General features: G+C 45.2%; 25 protein-coding genes and 1 pseudogene. 12 read left to right on the top strand and 14 right to left on the bottom strand.

The annotated features are described in order from the left end of the window. Positions 1-92: 92 nt before the first annotated feature. Together BM415_RS06690 and BM415_RS06685 are read right to left on the bottom strand one after the other, a co-directional pair. On the bottom strand, positions 93-359 hold the full coding sequence (locus tag BM415_RS06690) for a DUF2798 domain-containing protein (RefSeq protein WP_091155969.1): 267 nt from the start codon (positions 357-359) through the stop codon (positions 93-95). Between the two features lie 117 nt (positions 360-476). Further along, on the bottom strand, positions 477-755 hold the full coding sequence (locus BM415_RS06685; protein WP_091155966.1) for a hypothetical protein: 279 nt from the start codon (positions 753-755) through the stop codon (positions 477-479). Between the two features lie 137 nt (positions 756-892). Here BM415_RS06685 and BM415_RS06680 point away from each other — a divergent pair, with 137 nt between their 5' ends. Further along, a complete protein-coding gene (locus BM415_RS06680) occupies positions 893-1747 on the top strand; it encodes an SDR family oxidoreductase (protein WP_091155963.1) in 855 nt (284 codons plus the stop codon). Between the two features lie 60 nt (positions 1748-1807). Here the strand turns inward: BM415_RS06680 and BM415_RS06675 are convergent, their stop codons facing one another. Beyond that, positions 1808-3079 carry an FG-GAP-like repeat-containing protein gene (locus tag BM415_RS06675; RefSeq protein WP_244533168.1) on the bottom strand — a complete coding sequence of 424 codons (1272 nt, stop codon included), beginning with the start codon at positions 3077-3079 and terminating at the stop codon, positions 1808-1810. 192 nt (positions 3080-3271) lie between these two features. Here BM415_RS06675 and BM415_RS06670 point away from each other — a divergent pair, with 192 nt between their 5' ends. After that, positions 3272-4909 (top strand): sensor domain-containing diguanylate cyclase, encoded by a 1638-nt coding sequence (locus BM415_RS06670; RefSeq protein ID WP_091155962.1) that lies wholly within the window; start codon positions 3272-3274, stop codon positions 4907-4909. Between the two features lie 102 nt (positions 4910-5011). On the opposite strand, the gene BM415_RS06665 is transcribed toward BM415_RS06670, so the two are convergent. Continuing rightward, complete coding sequence (locus tag BM415_RS06665; RefSeq protein ID WP_170862384.1) at positions 5012-5680, bottom strand: PilZ domain-containing protein; 669 nt, start codon at positions 5678-5680, stop codon at positions 5012-5014. A 284-nt stretch (positions 5681-5964) separates the two neighbouring features. Here BM415_RS06665 and BM415_RS06660 point away from each other — a divergent pair, with 284 nt between their 5' ends. Then, positions 5965-6279, top strand: a complete 315-nt coding sequence (locus BM415_RS06660) for a TetR/AcrR family transcriptional regulator (RefSeq protein ID WP_244533167.1) — start codon at positions 5965-5967, stop codon at positions 6277-6279. Between the two features lie 219 nt (positions 6280-6498). Here BM415_RS06660 and BM415_RS06655 read toward each other — a convergent pair whose 3' ends face one another. Both BM415_RS06655 and BM415_RS06650 read right to left on the bottom strand, forming a co-directional pair. Beyond that, the gene (locus BM415_RS06655; protein WP_091155958.1) at positions 6499-8916 is read right to left on the bottom strand and encodes a collagen-like domain-containing protein; all 2418 of its coding nucleotides are present in this window, start codon (positions 8914-8916) and stop codon (positions 6499-6501) included. A gap of 53 nt (positions 8917-8969) precedes the next feature. Further along, on the bottom strand, positions 8970-9305 hold the full coding sequence (locus BM415_RS06650) for a hypothetical protein (RefSeq protein WP_091155955.1): 336 nt from the start codon (positions 9303-9305) through the stop codon (positions 8970-8972). A 426-nt stretch (positions 9306-9731) separates the two neighbouring features. On the opposite strand from BM415_RS06650, the gene BM415_RS06645 reads away from it, so the two are divergent. After that, on the top strand, positions 9732-10520 hold the full coding sequence (locus BM415_RS06645; protein ID WP_091155953.1) for a glucose 1-dehydrogenase: 789 nt from the start codon (positions 9732-9734) through the stop codon (positions 10518-10520). 141 nt (positions 10521-10661) lie between these two features. Here BM415_RS06645 and BM415_RS06640 read toward each other — a convergent pair whose 3' ends face one another. From BM415_RS06640 to BM415_RS06620, 4 genes are all read right to left on the bottom strand, one after another. Continuing rightward, entirely contained in the window at positions 10662-12647 is a 1986-nt protein-coding gene (locus BM415_RS06640; RefSeq protein ID WP_091155951.1) for an FUSC family protein, read from the bottom strand. Positions 12648-12668: 21 nt separating this feature from the next. After that, on the bottom strand, positions 12669-13112 hold the full coding sequence (locus BM415_RS06635; protein ID WP_091155949.1) for a MarR family winged helix-turn-helix transcriptional regulator: 444 nt from the start codon (positions 13110-13112) through the stop codon (positions 12669-12671). Between the two features lie 206 nt (positions 13113-13318). Then, positions 13319-14191 (bottom strand): CheR family methyltransferase, encoded by an 873-nt coding sequence (locus tag BM415_RS06630; protein ID WP_091155946.1) that lies wholly within the window; start codon positions 14189-14191, stop codon positions 13319-13321. Positions 14192-14425: 234 nt separating this feature from the next. Then, entirely contained in the window at positions 14426-15385 is a 960-nt protein-coding gene (locus tag BM415_RS06620; RefSeq protein WP_091155943.1) for a sugar-binding transcriptional regulator, read from the bottom strand. A 295-nt stretch (positions 15386-15680) separates the two neighbouring features. Here BM415_RS06620 and BM415_RS06615 point away from each other — a divergent pair, with 295 nt between their 5' ends. The 6 genes from BM415_RS06615 (at position 15681) to BM415_RS06590 (ending at position 21179) form a co-directional block, all read left to right on the top strand. Then, positions 15681-16418, top strand: a complete 738-nt coding sequence (locus BM415_RS06615; protein ID WP_280142865.1) for an MBL fold metallo-hydrolase — start codon at positions 15681-15683, stop codon at positions 16416-16418. Beyond that, positions 16412-16666, top strand: coding sequence for an HAD family hydrolase (locus BM415_RS25770; protein ID WP_091155941.1), 255 nt, complete (start codon positions 16412-16414; stop codon positions 16664-16666). The genes BM415_RS06615 and BM415_RS25770 overlap by 7 nt, the downstream gene beginning before the upstream one ends. Further along, positions 16629-17378: an HAD hydrolase family protein gene (locus BM415_RS06605; protein WP_091155939.1), complete on the top strand. Its 750-nt coding sequence runs from the start codon at positions 16629-16631 to the stop codon at positions 17376-17378. The genes BM415_RS25770 and BM415_RS06605 overlap by 38 nt, the downstream gene beginning before the upstream one ends. After that, positions 17320-18360, top strand: a complete 1041-nt coding sequence (locus BM415_RS06600) for an ABC transporter substrate-binding protein (RefSeq protein ID WP_244533165.1) — start codon at positions 17320-17322, stop codon at positions 18358-18360. The genes BM415_RS06605 and BM415_RS06600 overlap by 59 nt, the downstream gene beginning before the upstream one ends. Before the next feature lie 270 nt (positions 18361-18630). Continuing rightward, on the top strand, positions 18631-20133 hold the full coding sequence (locus tag BM415_RS06595) for an ABC transporter permease (RefSeq protein ID WP_244533164.1): 1503 nt from the start codon (positions 18631-18633) through the stop codon (positions 20131-20133). Beyond that, positions 20130-21179 carry an ABC transporter ATP-binding protein gene (locus BM415_RS06590; protein ID WP_091155935.1) on the top strand — a complete coding sequence of 350 codons (1050 nt, stop codon included), beginning with the start codon at positions 20130-20132 and terminating at the stop codon, positions 21177-21179. Before BM415_RS06595 ends, BM415_RS06590 begins: the two co-directional genes overlap by 4 nt. Positions 21180-21377: 198 nt before the next feature. Here BM415_RS06590 and BM415_RS06585 read toward each other — a convergent pair whose 3' ends face one another. From BM415_RS06585 to BM415_RS06575, 3 genes are all read right to left on the bottom strand, one after another. Further along, positions 21378-21779 (bottom strand): NUDIX hydrolase, encoded by a 402-nt coding sequence (locus tag BM415_RS06585; protein WP_091155932.1) that lies wholly within the window; start codon positions 21777-21779, stop codon positions 21378-21380. Next, entirely contained in the window at positions 21780-22601 is an 822-nt protein-coding gene (locus tag BM415_RS06580) for a sugar phosphate isomerase/epimerase family protein (protein WP_091155931.1), read from the bottom strand. 78 nt (positions 22602-22679) lie between these two features. Next, positions 22680-23123 carry a CBS domain-containing protein gene (locus BM415_RS06575; RefSeq protein ID WP_091155928.1) on the bottom strand — a complete coding sequence of 148 codons (444 nt, stop codon included), beginning with the start codon at positions 23121-23123 and terminating at the stop codon, positions 22680-22682. 310 nt (positions 23124-23433) lie between these two features. Here BM415_RS06575 and BM415_RS06570 point away from each other — a divergent pair. Beyond that, positions 23434-23533 (top strand): annotated as a pseudogene (locus BM415_RS06570) (DUF2243 domain-containing protein); the annotation flags it as partial. 172 nt (positions 23534-23705) lie between these two features. Here BM415_RS06570 and BM415_RS06565 read toward each other — a convergent pair. Beyond that, positions 23706-24758, bottom strand: coding sequence for a CotH kinase family protein (locus tag BM415_RS06565; protein ID WP_091155927.1), 1053 nt, complete (start codon positions 24756-24758; stop codon positions 23706-23708). A gap of 348 nt (positions 24759-25106) precedes the next feature. Here BM415_RS06565 and BM415_RS06560 point away from each other — a divergent pair, with 348 nt between their 5' ends. After that, positions 25107-25898, top strand: coding sequence for a hypothetical protein (locus tag BM415_RS06560; RefSeq protein WP_211753651.1), 792 nt, complete (start codon positions 25107-25109; stop codon positions 25896-25898). Positions 25899-25987 lie beyond the last annotated feature (89 nt).

Below are 25987 nucleotides of genomic sequence, written 5' to 3'. Positions count from 1 at the left end.
TACATTATATCATTTCAAGGAAATGAGCATCTATCTTTACACAAAAAAGAAGAAGGATTCTTGGTACGAATCCTCCTCCTCATCAAGAGCGTTTATTTCAGTTCTGCACTTTGCTGTGTATCTCCTGTATACTCCACAAACTGGATTCTCTTCATCCCTCTGCGAATCCCTTTCGGAAGATAATAAGCGAGTGGAAATGCCAGCATGAAGGCAATCCCCCAAGATCGCATCCATATTAATAAGAAGGAATCGTGGAAGCCGTAATTGATAGACATCATGACAAATGACATCAGACATGACATTCCAAACGCCATAAAAAATGTAAAAATAATCGTTTCGTACTTTTTATTTATCTTCATTAAGCTTCTCTCCGTTGTTCTTTGTTCTTATGCATATCACGATGCTCAACCGCATAACGATGTATTTTATCAGTAACAATCCAATTCGTCAATTATGATATCCAGACCCTTTTCGCTTCAGATCCTTTCTTTGACCGCTTGAATGAATGCTTCGGGATTCTCTTTGACCGTATAGGGGTATACTCCTTGCTGTGTATGCAGATATAACAGTCCATCCATCTCTCCAACCTTTTTGTAGGAAAGATCAAATACTTTCTCCAATGGAAACTCCCGATATTTCGTAACAATTTTATCAGAATATAGAATCAATTCACGTTCGTCCGCAATCGTCTCCATATGAATGCCTTCAATTTTACGTAACATTTTATAGTAGGCCTGTGTTGCAAGCCTCTCCATGATCTTCACTCCCTTATTTGAATGATAATGCTGCTTCAATTACCCAACCGTCGCGAGTCTTTTTACATATGACTTCGGTTAGTATTCATGATAATCTGTTCTTACGGTTAAGTAAAATCTCCATAAGGAGTGATAAAATGAATCCCTTTTCACCAGAGCTGTTAAAAGACAAGGTCGTTATCGTTACTGGAGGTGCTACCGGCCTCGGCCAGGCAATGAGTGAGCAATTTGCAGAGCTAGGTGCAAAGCTCGCCATATGTGGAAGAAGACAAGCAGCGCTGGATCAAGCTGCTGAGGTATTTCGCTCCAAAGGTCAAGAAGTCTATGTACAATCATGTGATGTAAGAGATCCTGTTCAAGTGAGTGAATTTGTGAAAGCGGTTTATTCCCATTATGGAAGAGCTGATATTCTAGTCAACAATGCTGCCGGCAACTTCATAAGTCCGACCGAGCGACTATCACATCGAGCAGTAGATTCAATTCTTGGCATCGTGCTGCATGGTACTTTTTATATGACCCTTGAAGTCGGCAAAAAATGGATTGAGCTTAGTCACCCCGGAACGATGCTGAATATTGTTACTACTTATGCTTCAACAGGGTCGGGTTACGTAACCCCTTCTGCAGCAGCCAAGGCAGGGGTGCTTGCCCTTACTCGTTCACTCGCGGTTGAATGGGCGCCTTATGGAATCCGCCAAGTTGCTATTGCTCCGGGTTCTTTTCCAACGGACGGTGCAGATTCAAGACTCTCTCCTACACCGGAGCTCCAGCAGCAATTGCGTGAGCGCATCCCCTTTAAACGAGCCGGTAGCAAGGAGGAGCTAGCTCATTTGGCGGCCTTTCTTGTTTCGGACTATGCAGCCTTTATTAACGGTGAAGTTATAACGATTGATGGTGGCGAATGGCTGCAGGGAGCAGGACAGTTTAACGGTTTATCAGAAGTGACACATGAACAGTGGGATCAGCTTGCCAGCATGACACGCAAAGGTAAATAACGTAAGGGACACCTATATTGCTGGCTATAATCAACAATAATAGGTGTCCCTTATGTATAACTATGATTTGACGACTTCTCCCCCCATATAGATCGTGGAGCTGTATAGTCGTTTTGTTTGAACTATAGGCTTCGCTCCCGGCGTTGCAGCGATAGAATCTGCATGAGATGAATAGATGTGAATGGTGTCGCCATCATAAATAGCAATCTGTTCACGGCCATTACCCAGAAAATTAGCATGTCCCACATACCCATCTACCGGAAATGCTGCAACGACGTTCATATCACCGTCATAGAGAGTAGGAAATATACCGCCTCCACGTCTATAAGCTAGAATATAATCCATCCCGCTCTCATCCCAGCCGCTGATTGTATCAATAATGGTTAACCACCCGTCGGTTTGGCGGTGTTCTTTCCAAATTTCTTGACCGTTTGCGTCCAGCATGAACATCCCATCCTTGCCTTTAACACCTGCTTTTCCATCCCCGCGAATGATTCGGTCCAGTCCAGCAATCTGAAGCCCTGGCAGATCGTCTCGGAATCGTCCAAGCGCTATATGCTGGGATTCAATGGAATCCGCATATCTCCATACTTCTGTTCCATGCTTATCCATCATGACTGTTACACTGCCACCAATGACAATCTCTATTTCTCCGTCCCCGTTCACATCCCCTACCCATATACAGTCCGCATGATCCGACAAGTCCTGACAGCTCCATATGACGTTTCCTTCTGAATCCAGCATATCATATCCTGCCATGACTTCGTCTTTACCGTCGCCATTAATATCGTAAACCCATGGGAAGTGTCCAGGATTCCCTTGATGCGTCCACAGCAGTTCAAAATGTGAATTCAATGCCCATATCTGATGATAACGATCTTTGAGCAATAGATCAGTGGGCCGTTCATTCCCAGATAAATTCGCGATAATGATACAGTCATGCGCTTCCGGCGAGGGAAGATCGTAGGCCTGGTAGCTCTCTCCAGTAAGCCCGTCAATGACATGAAGCTGGTCATTCATCACACACAGAACTTCCAATCGACCATCTCCATCCAGATCGTACACCTGCGCAGGATAATCGGAGCCCTGCGTTCCTGCCTGAGCATCTGGAGTTCCTCGTTGCCAGAGCATTCTACCCTCCAGATCAAATACAGTAATACACTGCACCTGATGAGGGATATATCTCACATCTTGCCGGTTATCCGGCTGAATCATTACCATTTCTAATCTTCCATCGTTATTGAGATCCCCGAATAGCATTTTACAATTAGGGCCAGCCGAGCTTACATCGACTGTTGCAAGACAAACCGGATCAGAATGCTGAAGCATCATAAGTGGTCCTCCATATCAATGAATGTAGTGAAGATAGGCGTTAATATTGAACAGCATACGGCATCATCGATTTTCCATCAATTGGACTTTTTTGTATACAAGATTTTTTGTATGGAATATATATCCTGTTCATGTTATATTCACTCTGTTCGTCAAAATTCGAGTATTTTTGCAACATCCTTAGGAGGCCACATGTTTAAACTTCGTACTGTTCTTGTTTTTGCGTTTACTGTAATCGTCATTATGCTAACATTCATTATGGGATTCATACTTAGTAGTCGAGCCGAGAGAAGCCTTCAAAGGGAGATTGGTCAATCTCTCGCGAACATAGCCTATCAGATGTCGGACAAGCTGGATAATTTTATGTGGTCAAGACAAGGTGAAGTAGAAATGCTGGCTGCAACATATACACTCGCTCAGAATAACGAGATTTCTGAGATACAAAATTTAATGGGACAGCTGCAAACGAGCTTCCCTTCCTTCTCATGGATAGGCTATATGAACGTGAACGGAGATGTAATGGCGGCGACAGATGGAATTCTGGTAGGGTCCAATATATCTGAACGCCCTGTCTTTAAGGAAGGAATCAAGGGGAAATTTATAGGAGATGTACACGATGCCGTTCTTCTGGCCAAGCTCCTGCCCAATCCTACCGGAGAACCGCTGCAATTCGTCGATATTAGTATGCCGGTAATGGACCGTAACGGTCAGGTCAAGGGAGTGCTCGCCGCCCATCTCAGCTGGGAATGGTCTAGAGAGGTAGAGCGCACAATATTAGAGCCTCAGCAGAATCATACGCAGGATATTGAGCTGTTCATTGTTAGTAAGAATGAAAAGACGATTCTATTAGGCCCAGATGATATGGTGGGTCGTCAACTAGACATCCAATTGATTCAAAATGTGCAAAACGGTGAAGATTCGTGGGAAATCGAAGAATGGCCGGATGGAAAAACTTATCTGACCGGCTATGCATATGGTGATGGTTATTTGAATTATGAGGGACTGGGATGGTCCGTACTCGTCAGACAGCCTGAAGCCACGGCCTTTATCGATCTTAAGGAACTGACAAGACAGTTTATTCTAGCAGGTATTACCGCCTCACTTATCTTTGCTGCGATTGGCTGGTTATTGTCAGAACGAATTACGAAGCCGATCCGGGGAATTACCAATGCGGCTAATCAGCTAAGACAAGGTAAAGATGTTAAGATCCCTGTATATAAAAGTTTCTCAGATATGCATATTCTCTCCTTATCTCTACGCAGTCTGGTGGATACGCTGGTTCGGACAGAAACAGCATTAGGGGATATGAAGAATCAAGCTCATCGGGATCAACTGACAGGCTTACCTAATCGGGCAGCACTGGAGATCTATCTGGAGAACACCATCAAGGATCTGGATATGCACCAAGAGGCTTTATCTTTTATGTATTTGGATTTGGACGGATTCAAGCGTGTAAACGATACTTTGGGACACCAGACTGGAGATATTCTATTACAGAAAGTGGCAAACCGCTTGAGAGAAGCCATACCAGAACAAGATATCGTTGTCCGCTTAGGTGGAGATGAATTTCTAATTATCTTGCGCTCCGGGAAGAATGAAGCGATGGAGTCGGCTCACACGATTTCTTATCGTATGATTGAATCAATCAACAGTCCTTTTATTATTGACCTCAATCATGTAACGATCGGCTGCAGTATTGGTGTATCCTTCTATCCGACTCATGATAGTGATGTAGGCAGTATAATCCGGCTTGCAGACGAATGTCTGTATCAATCCAAGCAATCGGGAAAAAATCGGGTTACCTTCTATCACCAAGAAGAAATCCGTTAATTAACTTTATAGCTATGCAAAGAACCCGGCTTTCGCCGGGTTCTTTAGGCATTCAATAAGTTTGTGTTCTACATTTCTTTTGTCGCGGGATCATTAACTTCTTCAATCATTTAAATAGTGCTCAATTCCAATCTGCATCGGCCGATGCGTTGCTTGTTGATTAATAATGAGAGATTTGAGAGTATGCTTATCTTCCTTCGACATCTCCATAAATTCTGCACCGTATCTATACTCTGTATCCAGCTTTTGATGATGTCTGATGATCGCATTAAGCTTGAATTTCCCGTCGAGATTGACACGGACGACATCCTTCTCCTGAATGGGTATCGGACTTTCGATTGAAAACAGCAAGCCTCCCAAGCTGATATTCTTAATATCGCAATGCAGACCTTGCTCAAATACATAAGGACTTGAGGATGCTTGCGGTAACAAAGACTCTAGGCATGAGTTCAAGTACCTGACCGGAATGCGGATATCCTTCCGTCTATTCAGCAGCTTTTTCTGCAAATCAGGTGGTAGAATGCATAGAATCCGCTGCAGGTAGCTTGCGATGGGATAAGTATCAAACACAATTAACCCTTCAGCCGAGTAGATCGTGATCCCCACCGAATTACCTAAAGGAATAGGGATGTTCTCCTCCACCTCAAACATCACTTCAAATACATCGCCTTCTATATAAGAGATTCGACCTCCGACCGAGCGGAGCTTACTCCGTACAACGACGACACAGTCTATTAATGAGGCTTCGTTAATTTTATCTATGCTCATCATGTATTCCTCCTGAAATATTAAAAAGCTGCATTGAAAATACATCGTTGTGTGTTTTTGGAAAAATGATGATCAGCATTATTATATAAGAATATCAGAAATTTGAAATGTTGTTTTTTAAATATGCGTAAATTCTCAGTTGCAAGATTGATCAGTTAGTTGTGATTTATTCGAATGATAATGTGCTGGAGAGGGGATTGTTTACTGGTGTTGGGAGACGTTTTCTGTACATACGACCCAATCTTTGGTCAAGGAATGACCGTTGCTGCGATAACAGCAAGATGAGTATGATCTCTGCAACTGCGGGCATTAGCAGCGGATTGCTATACTATTATTTTAAATCGAAAGACGAGTTGTTCACGTCACTTGTTCAAGAGGCCATGTTCGAAATGGAGGTGGCGATCCGCAGCATCTATGAGCTGCCAGGCACGCCTATCCAGAAACTCAGGGCGTTGACTACGGAGATTCTTGATGAAAGCGGAGCCCCTTACTTCATGCTAGTCCACCAAGCGCGGACGTCTGATGGTGTTCCCGAGCAGGTCAAGCAGCTTCTGGAGCAATATTCGATGAATACGTATATTGAAGCCCTCCTTACGGGATAGAGGATTACAGGATGCCGAAGGTAGATATGCTGCTGAGATTAATAAGCCCTCTTTCGAACTTCGGTTAGCATGTAAAAGTGAACGGAGATTTATAAATTCAGAAAGCCGCCTTATAGGCTTTAAATTTTGATTACACAAAAAAGAAACAGGACTCTTTTAAAGGTCCTGTTTTAAACAATAAATTAGTTTATATGGAGTTACAGCATACTTCCTCTGAAATTATGTTGGGAAAGAAAGAATATTAAAGTTCGTATTATTTGCTGATACAGAGGTTACATTTGTACTTGCAGTGAGGAATCCTCTTACACTGTACGTACTTGTTGCTGTTGTGGGAGCTGTATCTACATAGGTATTCGCGATCGTAAAACGCTGAATTCCCGCTGTTCCACCGCTCCTTATTACGATCTGAGTATTTATCAGTGTTGCATCTCTATACAATCTAAATTCCATTTGAACAGACCAATCGGCTGTCGTGTCTACTTCTGCAGACAGTGTATAATCTAATTTTAGAGGAAGTCCCGCTGCAGTATCCTGTGTAACACTCGCAAGCGTGACTTCCGTTGCTGCTGGCATCGCAGTAGCTGCCGGAACATTTGCAAAAGCCAGCACAGGTGAGGCGGCAGTAGCTCCTGTTGCACCAGTCAGGCCAGTTGCGCCCACTGCTCCTGCATCACCCGTTGCTCCTGTTGGTCCAGTCGCACCTACTGCTCCTGTCTCTCCAGTGGCTCCCGTTGAACCTGTTGCACCTACTGCTCCGGCTTCGCCAGTGGCTCCCGTCGGTCCGGTCGCACCTGTTGCCCCCGTTGGACCGGTCGCACCCACTGCTCCTGTCTCACCCGTTGCTCCCGTTGGACCGGTCACACCCACTGCTCCGGCTTCACCGGTAGCTCCCGTCGGGCCGGTCACACCCACTGCTCCGGCTTCACCCGTTGCTCCCGTTGGACCGGTCGCACCTACCTCTCCTGCGTCACCCGTTGCTCCCGTTGGACCGGTCGCACCTGCTACTCCTGCGTCACCAGTGGCTCCCGTCGGGCCGGTTGCACCTACTGCTCCTGCGTCACCCGTTGCTCCTGTTGGACCTGTCGCACCCACTGCTCCGGCTTCACCGGTAGCTCCCGTCGGGCCGGTCACACCCACTGCTCCGGCTTCACCCGTTGCTCCCGTTGGACCTGTCGCACCTACTGCTCCTGCGTCACCCGTTGCTCCCGTTGGACCTGTCGCACCTGCTACTCCTGCGTCACCAGTGGCTCCCGTTGGACCGGTCGCACCCACTGCTCCGACTTCGCCCGTTGCTCCCGTTGGACCTGTCGCACCTACTGTTCCGGCTTCGCCCGTTACTCCCGTTGGTCCCGTCGCACCTGCTACTCCTGCGTCACCCGTGGCTCCTGTTGGACCGGTCGCACCCACTGCTCCGACTTCGGCCGTTGCTCCCGTTGGACCGGTTGCACCTACTGCTCCTGCGTCACCCGTTGCTCCTGTTGGTCCGGTCGCACCTACTGCTCCTGTGTCACCCGTTGCCCCCGTTGGACCTGTCGCACCTGCTACTCCTGCGTCACCTGTGGCTCCGGTTGCACCCACTACTCCTGCATCACCGGTTGCTCCTGTTGGACCGGTTGGGCCGGTTGCGCCTATTGCTCCTGCTTCGCCAGTGGCTCCCGTTGGACCCGTCGCACCCATTGCTCCTGCGTCACCCGTTGCCCCCGTTGGACCTGTCGCACCTGCTACTCCTGCGTCACCCGTTGCTCCCGTTGGACCCGTCGCACCCACTGCTCCTGCATCACCGGTTGCTCCTGTTGGACCGGTTGGGCCGGTTGCACCTGCGTCACCAGTGGCTCCTGTTGGTCCGGTCGTACCTACTGCTCCTGCCTCACCAGTGGCTCCCGTTGGACCGGTCGCACCCACTGCTCCGGATTCACCCGTTGCCCCCGTTGGGCCGGTTGCGCCTACTTCTCCGGATTCACCCGTAACTCCCGTAACTCCCGTTGGTCCCGTCGCACCTACTGCTCCGACGTCACCCGTTGCCCCCGATGGGCCGGTTGCGCCTACTGCTCCGGCTTCACCAGTTGCTCCCGTTGGACCGGTTGCACCGGTTACCCCTGTCGGACCGGTCGGACCCGCTACTCCTGCTTCTCCGGTTACTCCCGTCGGTCCCGTCGGACCGGTTGCACCTTCCGCCCCAGTGGCCCCAGTGGCTCCGGTAGAACCACCTGGAGGCCCTTCTGGTCCCGTAATTCCTGTTGCTCCAGTGGCTCCAGTGGCTCCGGTGGCTCCAACTCCTCCTGCATTTGCTCCAAGAAGCTCAGAAGAGACGATCCGGTGGGGTGCTGCCAAATTTCCAGCCGCGTCTTTGCCCCATACAGATAACTCTATTGAACCCTCTGCAAGACCGCTTGTAAGAAATTCAAACTCAAATCCGTCCAGGTTGGCGAAATAGGTTCTGTTGATCACACCATTAGGTCCAATACTTAAGGAATCCAACACATATAATGTTCGAGCAGCATCCAATACATATCCCTGAACCGTTACAATTCCGCTATTGACGGTATCCCTGTTTTCAATAGATATCGTAATCTGCTGTGTAATCCTGGCTCCATTTACCGCATTGTTCTCAATAGGTCCAGTTGAGTAATTAGCCATATTACCAATCTCCCTCAATTTTGAAGTGCTTTGTTAGTTATACCCCTCACTTCTTACAATTCCGAAGACACCAACCGATACGCGCTCACGATCTGACCTGATGCATCTTTTCCCCACACAGATATTTCGATCGCATCATTATCTAGTGCAGACACTTCAAACTCATAACCTTCGACATTGGCTTGATAAGTGTTTGTATATACCGCATTTGGATCGAGATTAAAGAACTCCGCCACGTAATTTGTTCTTACTTGATCCAATACATATCCTTGTATTGAGATCGAAGCATTTTGAGTCAGCGATTTATTAATAATTTTGACTGTAACCATATGGACCGGCCGAAGGCCGTTTACCGCATTATTCAAAATAGGCCCCGTAGTGACAAGCAATTACTGTTCCCCCCTTCATGAACTGTCTTATTCTAATAGGTCAGGAACCATCTTTATCAACATATGATGTCGTTGCTCAATGAATGTCATGAACCCTGTCGAGTTAACCACTTATTTGGGTGATATTCGAACATTTCATATCCATATGTTTAAGTTTTATGTCGTGTGTGAACATATAAGGGTATGCTGTTGTTTAGAAGACAGATGAAAAAGGTTTGTTTATTGGCAAGTGAATTATTTGTGATATATGATTACTAATGAATTCCGCTTGAAAACGCTATTATCATCTATATGAATCATTCGTATTACCATTCGTAGCTCTTATCAAGAGCATATAGTTTCCAATTCACCATTTTGATAAAAGTATAAAATTGATTTATATAGATGAGCATCCCGTATATTTTACTTACAAAAGGAGAATGGAGCATGAATAAACGTTTTGATTCAAAAGTTGTATTGATTACTGGAGCAGGCTCTGGATTAGGACAAGCTGCAGCCCTTGAAATCGCTAAGGAAGGTGGAAAGCTGTCACTCGTTGACCTCAATGAAACTGCACTTGGGGACACTAAAAAATTGATTATTGAAGCAGCACCTGAAGCAGAGATTCTTCTTCTCACTGCCGATGTATCCGATGAGCAAGCTGTACAGAAATATGTAGACGATACGGTACAAAAATTCGGCCGTATTGATGGCTTCTACAACAATGCAGGGATCGAAGGTACCCAGGCTCCTACAGCAGAATACAACAGCAAAGTGTTTGATAAAGTCATTGACATTAACCTTAAAGGTGTCTTCTATGGCATGAAATATGTCCTTCCTGTAATGAAAGAGCAGCAATCCGGCGCAATCGTGAACGTAGCATCCGTTGGCGGGATTCGCGGAGTTCTGAATCAGGCTGCTTATGTTGCAAGTAAACACGCAGTGTCCGGTATGACGAAGAATGCAGCAATCGAGTACGGTCAGTACAACTTAAGCATCAATGCCATTGCACCCGGTGCGATCATGACAGCAATGGTGGTTGGTTCCCTGAAGCAGATTGGCGGAGAAGACGGATGGGAAGAAGCAGGCAAGCAATTTGTCAGCGTAAATCCAAAAAAACGTTTCGGTAAACCAGAAGAAGTAGGCCGTCTCGTTGCGTTTCTGCTGTCTGGAGAATCCGAATTTATTAACGGTGTCGTTATTCCAATTGACGGTGGACAGTCAAACCAATACTAGACAATCTCAAGACATCAAAAGGACCCCTGCTAGGGGCCCTTTTCTATTATTCCCTTAACCCTCAACATAAAAAAAGCGAATACCCATAAGGGATTCGCTTTCTCCACAATTAGCTATACTCTACTCTACTCTTAACTCGAACTAAACTGTCGCCTTCTCGCCAATGTGGAGGGAATAATGAAGCTGTTCAATATCTTCATATATGGCTGGGAACTTGGAAAGCCAAGGTATATTCATTTCTGCGGGTTCTTTTTTATCCTTAATGGATTGTGCGAGCATTGCAAAGTAACGCCGGAACTCTAATCTATCCTCATCTGATATCGCTTCGCTTTCATATTTGTTTGCTGCTGCCAGCAGAACATATCCCAAATGCAGACAATCTGCCACTGCAGGCCACAATACGGCGATTTGGGAGCTTTTTTTAATGGACTCAGCAAAGGCATCATCATAAACCAATCTTAATTGAATCAGCGCATTACGTAAGTCTTGCTCTTGGACCTGCTTATCATGAACAGGATCAGCATTCAATATTGCAAGCAGCATTTCACCTTCTTTTTGAACTGCATTGGACAATGTTTCTGGCAGTTTCCTTGATGCCCTTGTTCTCCAGAGCAGCAATGAACCCACGATAGCGATGATACTTCCGATGATAATATCTACTATGCGGGCCGATATAAAATATCCTGCGGTCAATGCGGGCTGAATGGTTGTACCGATCAGCAAAGTGCTTGGTGTCAGGAATAATACTGCCAGTGCATAGTTTCTTCCGTAAATAAGCTCCACAATGAATTGAAATATCATAAGTGTGAGAGGTATTACTATTCCAAGTGGCTCATACCACAGCACAGCAGCACCAATTAATATTCCGATCATCGTACCAGCCGAACGCTGCAGACCGCGATATACCGTGCCGATATAGGTGCCTCCTGCCATCACAGCTGCACTTGACAAGGGAACCCAGTAAGAGCGATCGAAATGAAAGCCATAGGCGATTGCCGCTGCAACGAGCAGTACCAGACCATATCGTAGTGAAGTATACAGAATCGTTGAATCTGGTGTGAACGCATTACGAAGCAAGACCAGAATAGGAACCTTGGTATTACCTGCTGCCTCAGTATCTCCACCCAGATGAACGGTATCTCTCGTTATGGTATCATAAGCTGCTTGAATTTGATCATGCAAATTGCGTAACGAATATTGTGATTCCTCTTCCAAGGAAACGACAAATCGGACACTTGCATCTCTTGTATGGATGGCATTGCTTATCGTTTGTAGAGCATGGGCCAGCTCATCCTCAGCCGTATTTTTGCTATCCAAGGAGACATCGATGATGGACAAAAATATTTCACTTGCTTGAAGATTTAATCTCTTTAATTTGTCTAAGTACTGATTATTTCTCGCACCGATGACTTTACCATTCGATAATGTACGATCTGCCTGTTTCATTAGTGAGGCACTTTGATGCTGAAGGTCTGTGAATCGTTCTGTCCCAATAGCTGACAGCAGCTTGGACAAGCTCTGATATACTGCAGACACTGATTTGTTCTCTGGACCGTAGGGGACGATCAAATAACCAAACATCCCCACAATCCAAGCGAACAGACCGCCTAGCAGAACACATAGTGCGTTTAACGGCAATGTACTAGGGTCATGCGGCATGGACGTTCCGACAGAATATGCGAGGACGAAAAACATACCTCCTGGGCCAGTTATCTGAAAAAGATTGAATATAAAGACCGTTAAGGCGCCAACAAGACCAAACATGAAGACCATTAATGCCACACTGTAGGAGCATAAGGCCCCTAGTGTTAGAGCAGCAGTCAAACCAAGGGCTACCCAAAATAAACGAACCGCACGCTGAGCATAGGTTTCATTCGATACATACAAAAAAGTAAAACCGCCGATGGATGCCAATATTCCAAGATCCGGATTTCCACTTAGAAACCCTAATAAGGAAGGTACGCCTACACTTAAGGCTGATCCAATTCCTCTAAACCAATTCAAAGGAATAGGCTTGATTGTAAATGCCTCCCTGTATTTCTTTACCGCTGGAATGCTGTGTTGTACACGGCGTCTGTCAGTGGATTTTTGGTAGTTATTGATATTATGATTTTTGTGATTATTCATACTTGTTACCTCTATTTCCAACTAATTTATTGCATGAATGGCTGCATTTTCTTCAATCTTGAACAATACCTTGTTGAACACTGCCAGTTCTTCCTGCGGTATTCCCTCAAGAACCTTGCTGAATACCTGCTCGAGGTGTTCATATACTTCATTTCTTAATTTGACGCCTTGATCTGTAATGAATATGAGATAGGATCTCCGGTCCTCATCGTTTGTTTTACGTGCAATTAGCCCTTCTCTTTCCAGTATGTCCAATATTTTGGCCAAGGTTGCCGGATCTTTATCTGAGATTACAGCAAGCTCTTTTTGCGTAATACCTTCAAACTCGAACACTCTCTTCACTACAGTCCATTGCTCGGGTGTTATCGAATAGCTTCTTAGATATCCGGTAAGGAACCGAAGCACCGCTCGGCTAGTTCTTGTTATCGCATATCCATATTTCTCTTCATTGCCTGCAGCCCTCATCACTCTACCTCCATAATTGTTATACAAATTATATGTATACAAATTAATTTTATCCCTATGTTTGTCTTTTTTCAAGTTTTTCTGAAAATCACTTGTTAATTAAATCAATTTCATATACCCAGAAGATATGAGATTGTTTAAGCTTTTACAAAAAAAGAACCCGCTATCTCTATCTCAGCAGGTTTGGCAGTAACATAGATATCTATTCATTGGATCTTTCGATACAGCTTCTCACGCTTGTCAATTGTTTCATACTTGTGACTATGACTATTAAACAGCATGGATTCCTTATCTCCCAACACAAGAAATCCAAGCATGGCTAGACTGTCATGCAGGAGTTGATGCACCCGATTCTGCAGCTCCCGATTGAAGTAAATCAGTACATTTCGGCAGAAGACTACATTAAATTCATTAAACGATTGGTCCGTGACCAGATTATGCCGTGCATATACAATGTTCTTCAGCAGTGATGAATTGAAAATAACGGAATCCTTGCGGGCCATGTAATAATCCGAGAAATCTCTTGTACCGCCTGAACGAATATAATTGTAGGTGTTCACTTTCATATTTCTCAAGGGATATATGCCCATCTGAGCCTTTTCAAGTGCATCCTCATCAATATCTGTTGCATAGATCCTGGCCCTGTCGTATAATCCTTCTTCCTGAAGCAGGATAGCCATCGACAATACCTCTTCGCCGGTTGAGCAGCCTGCATGCCATATTCGAATATGGGGATACGTTCTTAAATAAGGGATGATATTTTTGCGAAACGAATAAAACATATCCGGGTCACGAAACATTTCCGTCACTCCAACGACAAAATAGCGAAACAGCTGCTGCATCCGGTCAGGGTAATGGAGTACTTGAGGGATCAGAGCCGAGATCGACTCTTCGCCTATAGACTGCATTCCGTACCTAATTCTTCTATATATCGAATCATAAGCATAATTCCGAAAATCATAACCATACATCCGATAAATAGCCTGGAGAAGCAGCTCTACTTCTATTTTCTCAAGCTCCTCCTTATCATGACCTGCCAGAGGCGCAAGCTGCGTATATTCTCCACGATCAGAAATCATCCTCAGCCTCCTTTACGTATAGAGCCACACCTTTAATAAAGAAAGCAATTTCTCAACATCAATCGGCTTGTTAATATAGTCAACTAGAAGAATTCGCTTCCCATCAAAATTGGTCTGATTGCTGTACAGCTTCTTCAATATATTACGGCGATCATCCGGTAGATTCGCTTCAACTCGATGTAGAATCTGTTTGGTTTGCGTTTCTAATTTTCTGCTTCTGTCATTATGATACTGTTACTTAATTGGAACAAGGTGGCCGTCTAGTATGCGTCGGGCCGTCGACTCATCCGTAACGAGCATATTAATGTACTTGCCCCGCAAGGAAGCGAGTATGCACTCGATTTTGTGCAGACCAAAGGCCATGCCGACAACCGTCTTGGCCTTTTTCAACTGTTCGAGCCCAAGTCCAATGACTCTGCAGTTAATGGAATGTTTCGCGATTGATCCGTCTCGTGCGATAAACACGGAGTTAATGTCTGCAACCGCGTTCATGGATTTCAGTTCAGATAACGTCTGCTCATTGAGGTATCCTGACCGTTCCATTGTGGACATAGAAAATGGATTTCCGATACCGACCAGTGCTAAATCGATTTGTTCCGCCTCTCGCAAAACCGCAGCAATGTTAGCCATGCCAACAATCTGTTCACGCAGTTCTTCGGTCTCTACCACAGCAGGGGCATATAAGCTCTCGCACGAGACTCCCATTTTCTTGGATAGCTCATATGCGATCTGATTGGAGTGCATTTCATTGCGATAATTTCCCGTTCCGCCGACAAGCGGAATGATTTTGACGTTTTCCTTTTTCTCTAACGGAAATTCTCTAACCATCTGATACAACGTGTTGCCCCAGGAAACGCCTACACGATCTCCGTTTTTGATCAACCTTTGCACAAATTGGGCAGCCGCCCTTCCAACCGCACTTGACACCAATTCCTTGTTTAAATCTTTGGTTGGAACCACCAGAACTTGTTTCAAATGAAATGCTTGCTCAAGCTCTTTTTCCAGATTCGAAATTTCACGATCGTCATCATGAATAACAATTTCAATGATTCCTTCGTCCTTAGCCCGTTGCAGCATTTTGGAGATGACCGGTCTTGATACCCCCAGCTTCTCTGCAATCTTTTCTTGCGTCCAAGATTCGTAATAATACAATTTGCATACTCTGACTACATTTTTTCGCTCGTCTATATTCACATACAAGTCCGCCTTTTGCTTTATAGTGCGTACACATGTCTCAATATAAAATGGCGTTTACGCCCGAGTCAAGTTAGGAACATATTCCCAAATTATTTTTACACAAGTTTGACATTCATCTGATATCCGAGTAATAAAGCGTCCTTACAATGAGAACTGTCCAGAACATTTGTAACAACGCAGAACATTTGTAATTGACTTCAGATTAAGACAGACCGAGGTGCAAAAGATGAATGTAAGGATTTTGGGTTATTGGGGAGGCTACCCTGCAGCAGGCGGGGCAACAGCGTGATATCTGGTAACCACCGACGAAGGACAAATTTTATTGGATTGTGGCAGCGGCGTAATGAACAAGCTCCCTTCCGAAACCAGGGTAGAAGCGTTATCCGGCGTGATTCTGTCTCACTTGCATTATGATCACATGGCAGATCTTGGCGTTCTTCAATATGCGGCAGCAGGTGCCATTCGCAACGGTCGCATGAAAGAGAAACTGAAGCTTTATGCCCCAGATGCTCCTGTTGACATACTGCACAGCTTATTCAGCGAACATACCAAAGTGATTCCGATCGATCCTTCCACCAAAGTCCGGCTTGCAGGAGCGGATATCGAATTCGTGCATGTCGAACATACGATTACTTGTTATGCAATCAAGATCTCTTACAAAGGCAAGGTGCTGGTGTATTCAGGTGATACCTCCTATTGTGATGCCTTGATTGAGCTCGCCCGTGACGCAGACATTTTCCTGTGCGAAGCAACGATCTGCGAGGGAAGCGTGCACACCACTGGCCAAGGACACATGAATGCGCTGCAGGCAGGTATGATTGCCGGACAAGCCAATGTGAAACAGCTCGTACTGGTGCATCTGCCCGGCGACGGAAATCTGGAATTCATGCGTCATGAAGCAAGTCGAACCTTTCATGGACCGGTGGACATTCCTGAGCCACTGCGCATGTATACCATGATCCATCGAATAGGAAGGAATGGTTATAGTTGCATAGATTGCTTGCTCTTGATTTGGATGGGACCATGTTGAATCCGAACAAAATCATTACGCCGGAAACGCGAAACTCCATCCAGCAATTAATGGCGGATGAAGTAGCTGTCACTATCGCTTCCGGGCGGTTTCCCGCTTCGGTATGGCTACATGCGAGGGAAATACCATTGAATTTTCCCTTAGTGGCATTGAATGGTGCGGTAACCGTTGATGCAGAGACCGGCCAAATGATTGAAGGATTCCCCCTGAATACAGCATCCCTTTTATACATACCTGAATGTAATTGAGGAAGAAAGCGCCTACGTTCATTTCTACGGCTACAATGTCCTATATGTACGGCAAATCAACGATACGAATCGGAACTGGGCATTGAATAATGTTGTCGTGCGACCAGAACTGCCATGGACGGAAGATCATTACAAAGAACAAACCGAACTGATCCGGTTGGTCGAAGTCGGTTCCGATTTCAAATCGTTCGTAAACAGCATGCCTGGCATGATCTACAAAGCGGCCGTCATTTGCACAGACCTTGCCGCCCGCGATCGAATATATAACCAACTTAAAGCGTCGGCTATGTACCAATGTACCAAAACAGAAAGCTTGAGATTTGACGTGAACGCGGTCGGTATCAGCAAGTGCGGTGCGCTTGAGCGTCTGTGCCGCGAGCAAGGCATCGATCGACAAGAGGTAGCCGCCGCAGGAGATTACGACAATGATCTGGACATGCTTCAATGGGCCGGGTTGGGTATTGCAATGGGCAATGCTGAGCCTCATGTCAAAGCGAGCGCAGACGTCATTACAGGAACAAATGAACAAGACGGCGTCGCCATGGCGATCCGCAATTATCTGCTTAAATATCCATTCCATAACATTGGTTGCAGAATAAATTTATCGAAATATAAGACGACGCCACAAGTGGCTAATAAAGGAGAGAACTTTCGTGATTCCATTCAAAAAGTCATTACTTCTGCCCGTTCTGGCAGGTATGGTCGTATTTAGCGGTTGCTCTACACAAGGACAAGGCACTTCAGAAATGAACAACGTTAACGCCGAAGCAAATGCAATATCGGGGAAGTTGTCTTTCTATACCTCTCAGCCTGAAGAGGATGCTACGAAGCTGATCTCCGCTTTTAACGATAAATATCCGGACGTAGAGGTCAGCGTCTTCCGCTCCGGGACAGAAGAAGTCACCGCCAAAATCCAGGCCGAACGCCAGGCTGGCAAAACACAAGCTGACGTCTTACTGCTCGCCGACGCGGTAACCTTTGAAAACCTGAAGCAAGAAGACCTTCTACTTTCGTATAAATCTCCTGAACTAAGCGAAATCCCTGCCGATCTTGTCGATCCTGATGGCATGTATGCGGGAACCAAGGTCATGGCTACCGTACTAGCGACCAATACGCAAAAAGTGGCCTCCCCACCGACGTCGTGGAATGTACTGACTGCGGCAGACAGCAAAGACGCATCGATTATGCCAAGCCCGCTCTATTCTGGAGCAGCAGCGTACAACATTGGCGTATTCAGCCGCACAGATGGATTCGGTTGGGATTTTCTTCAGCAAACTAAGAATAATGGTATATCCGTTATCAAAGGAAACGGCGCTGTCATGAAAGCTGTAGCCAGCGGCGAAAAATCATACGGTGTTGTTGTGGATTATCTCGTCGCACGTGAAAAGGCCAAAGGCTCCCCGGTTGAATTGACCTATCCAGAAGAAGGCGTGCCGATCATAACCGAGCCGGTTGGGATCATGAAAGATGCGGCCAATGTGCCAGCTGCAGAAGCCTTCGTTGATTTTATCTTATCTGAAGAAGGACAACAATTGTCGGCAGAGATCGGTTATTCCCCGATCCGGGAAGGTATCGCCCCGCCTGAAGGACTCAAGAGCGTCTCCGAAATGAAGATTTTGTCCGGTGACCCGGTTAAACTTGCCGCTGATCGTGAAGCGGACAAGCAACAATTCATTCAAGTATTCGGTGAGTAATGATTGGAGCGGTTAGATATGGAAAAATCGAAGACGAGCACCATCTTGTGGCAAGGCGGAAAAGGGCGTAAGCCCTTTTCCGCCTTGCTTGGCCAGCTTCGCTGGAGTCACTTGGGCGCTTTGCTTGGTGGCGCTGCTATACTTATCTTTTTTGTCTATCCCATCCTGAAATTAATTTTGCTTAGTTTTCAGGGCGAACATGGTTGGACGCTGTCTCATTACGGCGAAATCTTGCAGCAAGGGCGCTTTTGGACGACCATCCGCAATACCTTGTATATCGTAGTCGGATCTACCTTGTTCGCACTTGTGCTTGGCATAGCGCTGGCTTGGGTCGTTGCCTATACGGATATCCAAAATAAATCGGCGTTACATATGGGCATCATGCTTTGCTTCATTTTGCCTTCTTATGTACTGACATTGTCCTGGTCTTCTTTTACTGGATCCCAAGGCTGGCTTGCCAGTTTACTTCAATGGATCCACCCAGACCTGGCCCCGTGGAGCATGTACAGCTTGGGCGGCATCATTTTCGTCATGGCCATTCATCATTTTCCACTGGTTTACATGTTCACGCTGGATGTACTGCGAAAGATCCCGCGTGACCTGGAGTGGGCTGCCAGAGCGGGTGGAGCCAGCAGGTTCGAAGTGTTTCGTAAAATTACGCTTCCGCTTGCCCTTCCTGGTTTGACCGCTGGGGGTTTATTGGTTTTTCTGGCTTCGCTCGACAATTTCGGCATTCCGGCGTTTCTGGGCACGCCAGTAAATATTTCGGTGCTTAGCACGCTGATTTACGAGGAAGTTATCGGATTTGGACCATCCGCCTTTGCCCGTGGTGCCTCTCTCTCCGTTTTACTGGGCGCGGCAGCGGTGGTGGGCAGTTTGTTACAATGGGTTCTTTTACGCAAAAGCCACGCTTCGGATACGATGCAACCCGACCTTACACCGAGATACACTTTGGGACGCATGCGCAAACCGCTGACTTGGGTCATTTGGACAGGTTTGCTCTTAATCACCATCGTTCCTCTTGCTTCAATGATTTCAATGTCTTTGAAAAGAGCCTATGGTTTGGGTCTAACGCGTGCCAACATGACATTGGACAATTATCGGTACATCCTTTTTGAAAATGAGCGTGTATTGCAGTCCATCCAAAACAGCTTGGTGCTGTCCCTGCTTACGATGCTGATCTGCCTGGTCATCGGCTCTGGATTCGCTTATATAAGGGTTCGCAGGCCAAATGCTTTCAACAAAACAGCTGAACTTGCTACTGCAGTTCCCTATACCTTACCAGGCATCGTCTTTGCTCTCTCCATCATCTTAGTTTGGATGGAACCGATCCCCGGTTGGAATCCGGGCATCTACGGCTCCATGTCAATCCTGTTTATTGCGTATATTTGCAGATTCTTGATTTTGCAAATTCGTTCCAGCGTTGCGTCGTTCATGCAGCTGGATTCCTCAATGGAAGAGGCTGCTCGGATTTCTGGTGCTGGGTTTTGGTGTAAATGGATTGCAGTTTTGCTGCCATTACTGTTGCCGAGCATGTTAACAGGGGGCATGCTGGTCTTTTTAACCGCACTGACCGAACTTACCGTGTCCGCCCTGCTGTATTCCTCCGGATCTCAGACCATTGGCGTAACTATCTTCAGTTTTGAACAAGCAGGGGACACCCTGTATTCTACCGCATTGTCCAGTCTGATCGTTGCACTCATGGCAGCAGGAGGCATCATTCTGTTGCTCGTTCAGCGCTGGGCCTCACACAAGGGAGTGAAGAAATCATGAGCATCCAGATTAAACAGGTAAGCAAATTCTTCGGCAACTTTCAAGCACTGCACACGATTGATTTAACGATTGCGGATGGAGAATTCGTGGCCATCCTTGGGCCATCAGGCTGTGGAAAAACGACTCTACTGCGCATTTTGGCTGGATTCGAGCAGCCCACCAGCGGTGAAGTATCGATGGACGGCAACGTTGTAGCCGGGGCAGGCACACTGCTCCCTCCAGAAAAACGTCGGATCGGCATGGTCTTCCAATCTTTTGCACTCTGGCCCCACATGAACGTAGCTGAACATGTCCGGTTCCCGATCCGAACGCATAAGTCCACCCCGCCACATATCAAAAACAATGAGCAGTCCCGTATTCAGGAAGTACTAAATATTTCTGGATTATCTCATCTGGCGAATCGCATGCCCCACGAACTATCTGGGGGACAAAAACAACGGGTTGCGATAGCAAGAGCCATCGCACCTGAGCCGTCGCTACTGCTAATGGACGAACCACTTAGTAGCCTGGATGCCATGCTGCGCATGGACATGCGGCGGGAAATCCAGCAAGTCCATCGCAATACCCGATCCGCCATTGTTTATGTTACGCATGATCAAGGCGAGGCCCTAGCCATGGCTGACCGCATCATCGTCATGAAAGATGGTCGGATCGAGCAGGCAGGTACGCCGCGAGATATCTATTTAAGACCTCAGACTGAGTTTGTAGCGAAATTTGTATCGAAATCCAACTTAGTCACCGGTCACTGGGAAGCGAACCGATTTATGCCGAAAGGCAGCGAGAACGTGTCTTGGTCCGGGATCAACGTTGCCGACTACTTCAAAGTGAACGGCATCTATCCTGTCAGACCAGACCAGTTTCAATTGCAACCGCACCTGCAGCCGGGCATCGGCGGTAAAATCGTGAATGTTCAGTTCCAGGGAAAAGAGTTTCATTATGACATTCAAAGCGAGGCCGGCCGGTGGGAGGTTATCTCCCCGCTGCCCTTCTCCATGAACGAACAAGTCAGCCTGAACTTATCATCCTTCGGCGGTGAAGGAGCATGACAACCTTGAAGCGGTGCGAAAGTTGGCCTCCCTACGTGACATTAAGTGCAGATCGGGATGGCATAAGGCATGGCCTGCAGTGGACGGGACTCATTTAAATCGCAAAGAATTCATTTGAAGCAAGAGGCAAAAACCTTCTGGATAGTTGATCCAGAAGGTTTTGGTAATGTTCAAACTACCGAACGGGCCTTTAAAATACTATTTCAACAGATTTTCTTTATGAAGCTGGTCAAAAATAAGCTGTGTAACTGCTGACACTTGTTTCCGATCTGCATAATTCAACCATTTTAACTGCTCGATCTCAGATTCAGGACTTAAGACACCTTCGTACTCTGCCATGTAGCAGGTCATCATCACTTGAATTCCTTCCGATTTGCCATGTGCTGGAGCTTCGAACGTACCGTATAATTCAATACGGTCCTTAAGTATTTCGACAGATAACTCTTCTCTAATTTCACGAATTAACGTTTCTTCATCAGTCTCACCTGATTCTCTTTTGCCGCCTGGTAAATAATAAGTATCCTTGCCTCTACTGCGAGCACCCAAGATTTGTCCATTAAGCAAGTGAATCCATGCAATCTTATCTATTGTAGTTGTCATTTACTTGAACACCTTTCCAAATCCGCTTTGGGAGCGAGCTAATAAGTCATCCCATGTCCCTTCCGGCTGTGCCGGAGACAAAACTTCTTGGGATACAACTCCATGATATCCGATTAGTGCCAAGCTGTTCAAATAGCCGGACAAATCGATGACACCTTCCCCTGGATATGCCCGGTCATTATCAAGAAGCTGTTCTACCGGGAGATCATAGGCATCGTTTATGTGTACATGAACGATTTGATTTTCTTTGAGCCGGAGCAGATCATTCGGAGTCAAGCCTGTCGTATGACAATGGTAAAAGTCAACAAGAAGCCCTACATTGGACATCCCCATCGCATCGATCATCTCCAGCGTTTCTTCTGCAGTCCAAATAAATGGATGCTTCCATGCGGTTCTCAAATGATGAGGCCCAACAAATTCAAGACCGAGGCGTATGCCGTATGCCCCTAGCACTTCAGCGCATAATCTTAGTCGAGAGATGCTTCTAGCCATGAATGAAGCCGCTTTCTCATCTGTGGACGGTAAAATATATGTAGTACAAGCCTTGCAGCCAAGCTGTTCAGCACAAGCAGCCGATAGGGTAAGACCCTCTAATCCTTGCTTAAACTGTTCATCCGTGCCGCGCCATTCTACATCGAGACCTATAGATCCAATGATCATGCCATGATCCTTGAGAAGCTGCTGGGCTCTTTCCAGCCCATTCTTATCAACGAGCTGCTTGGCATCCAGATCAACGGCTTCAAAGCCATATTCTGCCGCTTTTTGTATGAACAAGACATCATCAATTGGACCAATACCTGCTTTCGTCAGCCCTATTTTCACGTTCACTTCACCCTTTCTAGCTTGGATAAGTATAAGATAAGGAGATTTCTTATGTCTATCCTACATCAAATCCCAGAACTACAAAAGGGATTGAAAGGAATGGCGAATTACATCGCCTCTGCTGATAATACCTGCAAGTACTCCATTACGATGAACTGGCAGCTTCTTGATTTGTTTTTTTCCGAGAATCGACGCTATGATCTCAATATCTTCATTCCAGGATACGGTTATCACTTTCTTCTTACATATGGACATCACATTCAATTTCATAATTTGTTTGACGCGATCTTCATATTCCTCATAATTCAAATTGACGGAATATGTATATATAAACATATCATCCTTCTTGCCTATATAACGCATAATGTCTCCATCACTTATGTAACCAACAATTTCATTACGTTCATTCACTACCGGAAGACCACTGATCCGATGATCGATAAATCTCTGAATGACCTGTTCAACATTGTCACTTTCCTTCACTTTATATACGGGGCTGATCATAATTTCATGCGCCTTCATCTTCCGGCCTCCTTCTCAAGCAGATTTTCACATTCTAAATAAGTCTAACATTATTATTCTTATTCTTTATAATATACTCTTGCTACAAAAAAGGCGTAATTGTTCACACCGAAATCAATAGATCCTACCACCTCCGAAGTGAGACACTTCTCTTATTCTAATAACTATCTGATATAAGTAAAGCTGTAGTATCTGATTTAATGTGAAGTTTCTAGGTAAATCCGATCTTTCTATTTTGAATTTTTCATATGTTGAAAATATATAACTGAATGTGGGATGGGTTTCATTTTAGAGTTTGCAGACGATTCTTAGACTTATTCATTGGCATCATTTCTATGATAAATCAACTACCTCAACTGGGCGCATATCCGACGGTTTTTTTCATGCCCTTCAGCTGGTTCGCTGTCATCAGAGGTTTTTTTCGGCTTCACTCATCATATTTCACAGGCAGAAACTGGGGCTATGCTTATGTATTATGGAGGAGACGTTGTTGATGTTCTCCTCTTCACTATACGATGTTATGGTTGGTACAAATCCGTTAGCCCGAGAGCCTTTATATCAAAGACAGGAAAGGCACAGATATCATAAACTCTTTAGTTCCTCCAGTATATATTCCTTGCGTTCTTCTACATAATTACGTATAGTATCAGGTTCAGAATAAAACATGCTTATCGGCCATTTAAAATATGGATCTAATGGAACTTCATCTTCAATACGCTGATAAATGGGATTTACCAGGTTCATTATTTGCTTCTTCGTAAATGAATGAACTAGCTGCTTCTTCAGCATTTTCTTATACTCATTTCGAAACACTCGGTAAGCTAATATTTTTCCGGTCAACGTGTTGTAGCCTTTAATTCTGACCAAATCGACGTCCACTTTGTTTCCATAACAATTTCTACCCCAGCTGCCCTCGTAATCCCATGGAATAATTCGATATTTCTTCAATTTCCTATTTTCATACCAAGTATAGTTCTGATGAAAACCATCATAATTTCCGGTAAGCACTGCACCAACAAGCCAGCGCAGGTAAAGATTTACATCGACTCGGCTGTTAATATATCGAAACAAGTCCATTTTGGACTTCGTGTTTAATTTTTGGATAAATGTTATTAATCTCGTTTTATCCGCATCTGTTCCCTTTATCATGCTGTATCCTCGAAGTTCTCCTCTACTGTGAAGAATCGAAACTGAATCCGCCGAAAATCCTGCATTATCATTAATTGCATAAAAGATACTTTGTACAGACAAATTCCTCTTTCGAAAAAAGGGAGTTTTAACTCCCTCGAGCCGTAAATATATCCCTTTATATTCACCATTCAGATATAAATGACAATGAAGGGATGAAGGTGCGGGAACACCTATAGATTCAAAAAAACGAAATGATAAGGCATTACGAATCAAAGAAGGATCGTCAAACTCTGCATTAAAATGATAAGTTCTACTGCTCGTACGAATTTCGTATGATTTTTTCTCATACTCCCTGGTATGTCCTCCCCGATACCTTACTCGAATCGGCAACTGCTTATGATCTACATTCATCTGACCACTGACAAAGCGGTTTGACCATATATCCGCCTTTAACTCCTCATGCTCTTTATCGGGGATGGTAATGCGATATATAGGAAGTGCCATTGTTCTCCGCCTTTCACTTGAAACAAGTCGTTATATCTAGGCATATAACATTTATCATATTCAGGAAAATGCTCTAGGTTACAGATATCTCAAGCAACGCAAGCAATCTAATATGACGGTAAGTTACCCCAGATGTACAGATATCACGAACCATTATCTATTAAATATGGCATCAATTTGATAGATAAGCGCCGTTTTTACGACATAAATGTATGTTTGGCTAGTCCCCTTCTATATGAAATTACATACTATTAAATTACAGATAGACTTGAATGACAAATGAAGGGGAGTATTCCTACATCCGCTCTTCTAGTCTATTAATTTATGTAATGGAAGGGGAAATTTTCAATGGCTCTTTATGATCAAGGAATGAGAGGTCTCATAGGAAGGGGCGTAAAGATTAATCGTGGCGGTCCTGATGCTATCGAAGGTACGTTAATGGATGTGAGAAATGACCACATGGTTATAAATACCAAAAATGGCCTGGTCTATGTGAAAGACTCTCATATTAAAAGCATCACAGATACAGGTCGTACTAGTGGAGCTGCAAGAAACCTGGCTACCCCAATCTTTGCTAACACTTTTCTCGGTGTCATGCAAGCACTTCGTTTTCAACAGATACAAATTAACCGTGGCGGTCCTGAAAAATTAGAAGGTGTTCTTGTAGATGCAAATCAAAACCAATTGATTCTGACGATGAAAAATCAAGAAATCGTCAGAATCCCGCTATATCATATTAAATCTGTATCTGCTTTACGTGGCGGGAATAGTGAAAATAATAATTCTTCCCAAGGAAATCAAGGACAAAACAATCAAAGTGACGGAAACCAAGCAGGCGGCAACAGCCAGCAAGCGGCTAATCAATCTGGTGGTAACCAAGGAAATCGCAATCAATCCGGAGGTAATCAGCAAGGATCAAATCAGTCTCGTGGCAACCAGCAAGGTGCAAACCAATCTCGCGGTAATCAGTCTCGTGGTCAACAAGGAGCACACCAATCTCGCGGTAATCAATCTCGTGGCCAACAAGGTGCACACCAATCTCGCGGTAATCAATCTCGTGGCCAACAAGGTGCAAACCAATCTCGCGGTAATAAATCGAAATCGAAGGGTTCTAACAACAAACGATCGTACAACAAATAAAATGCACTGAATTTCTTCTATTAATATAAGCTTATTAAGATACCCTACACCTTGGAGGTGACCTACTCGAACTATATATATCTCAGCAC

This window comes from Paenibacillus sp. 453mf (genome assembly GCF_900116105.1).
Classification (GTDB): Bacteria; Bacillota; Bacilli; order Paenibacillales; family Paenibacillaceae; genus Paenibacillus; species Paenibacillus provencensis.
The sequence above is the reverse complement of the archived record's forward strand: the minus strand, read 5'-3'. Positions and strand labels throughout refer to the sequence as shown.